General features: G+C 42.7%; 3 protein-coding genes. All 3 read right to left on the bottom strand.

Going from position 1 to position 1,580, the window contains the following annotated elements; translation table 11 throughout:
* The coding region (locus ACWPAB_RS15235) for an IS3 family transposase (RefSeq protein ID WP_016374491.1) at nucleotides 1-124 on the bottom strand (124 nt) is incomplete at its 3' end.
* A 263-nt stretch (nucleotides 125-387) separates the two neighbouring features.
* Nucleotides 388-948: a hypothetical protein gene (locus ACWPAB_RS15230; RefSeq protein ID WP_016374492.1), complete on the bottom strand. Its 561-nt coding sequence runs from the start codon at nucleotides 946-948 to the stop codon at nucleotides 388-390.
* A 227-nt stretch (nucleotides 949-1,175) separates the two neighbouring features.
* On the bottom strand, nucleotides 1,176-1,580 hold a 405-nt coding region (locus ACWPAB_RS15225; protein WP_019896729.1), incomplete at its 5' end, for an integrase core domain-containing protein.

The following is a 1,580-nucleotide window of genomic DNA, read 5'->3' as shown; positions in this document are numbered from 1 at the left end:
AGATCCACTTATGAACTGTTGAATAGCCAATGCCATATTCTCTGGCCAGTTGGGCAGCTGATTCGCCTTGCTTATATAGGTTGATAATGTTTTGTTTGAATTCTTTGTCGTAACGGGTTGGCATGTAAAAATTCCTTCCTTTTGAGAGATGATTTATTCATTATACCCTCTCTTAAAAGTTGTCTCAGGAATCAGCTTACATCCAGGTTCAAGAGGCGCTGAATCAAAAACATCCGTGCTTCGCCAGTCGGAACCATAATCGTCAATCGATTTCGCGTTTTCAAGGCTTCCGTCGATAGTCTAAAGAAATAAACATAACGACCGGATGAACCTGTCATGTGATAGGCTCATCCGGTCGTTATGTTTTAGCTTACTTCAAATTTTAGGTCAGTCTGCGACTTCAATCTTCCCAACCGCAATTGGTAAGGTGACGTGTGCATCGTAGGCGCCAACTTCACCAGCAACGGTGGCTGGTAAAGCCAAGTCTTGTGGTACGCCGTGAATGTAGATGACCCGTTTGTCGAGTTCCAAGTCATCGGTACCAAAGACTTCTTTGAACTTCGCTTGCAAATCAGCTAATGGCACATCAATTTCGTAGGCAAAGTGGCCTTGGGCGTCAGCGACTGGGTAGTTATCATTTGGCACGTCCATGTGATGTGGGGCGTTGTCAAATGGCACCATCGTTGTCCCTGAGACTGGTTCAGTTTCTGGCAAGTCGACAAATCCGTCATGATTGGCATCCTGCGCCATCGTGGCAATTTGGGCCGCCTTACCATCTGGAAAACCGTGGAAATGTTCCCAGTGTTGCGTATTTGCAGGTGTATCAAACATTTCAATCGCCACGTGTAATTGGTCACCGTCTTCAACAAAGGTGGCAGTTCCATGGGGTGCCGTTCCAATGCCTTCTGCGTTTAGTGGTACGATGTTAGCAACGTATTTTTTAGTCATGAATGATCCCTCCAATTCTTCATTATAAATCCATTATATGCTATTCTAAACTTATTAAAATTGATATATGTCAAGAAAGGAAAATTTATGCACTCAAAAATGGATTGGATTGAAGTCAATATTTGAGACAGGTTTTAAGAGACATTCAGAACCGCGTTTACCTTCCACAGCTAAAATAAATCATTAATCGTGATTAATAACTTATTTGAACCATGGAAAGCATTAAATCAGGCGGCCATTTGGCTCGTAAGTGTTGCGATTTCAACTTGTAAGGGGGTCTGGTAGCCCAGTGAACTATGAATTCTCTTCCTATTGTAGAAAGCATGCACATATTCAAAAAGGACAGCAGCGGCAGTTTCATAATTCTCAAAGACCGGCACTGGATAAACACATTCCTTTTTGAGGGAAGCGTGAAAGGATTCCATTGGCGCATTATCATACGGACAACCCTTACAGCTGTATGAGTGGCGGATATGTAGTTCAGTTAAACGTTGATTGTAATCATCGCTGGTGTACTGTGATCCTAAGTCTGTGTGGATAATCAGGTCCCCAGTAATGGTTCGATTTTTAACCGCGCTTTCAGGGGTCTTTAAGACTAAATCAGTATCCATCTTTTTTGAGAACGAATAGCT

The sequence above is a fragment of the Lacticaseibacillus sp. 30 genome (assembly GCF_053819265.1).
This window is presented reverse-complemented; position numbering and strand designations above follow the sequence as displayed.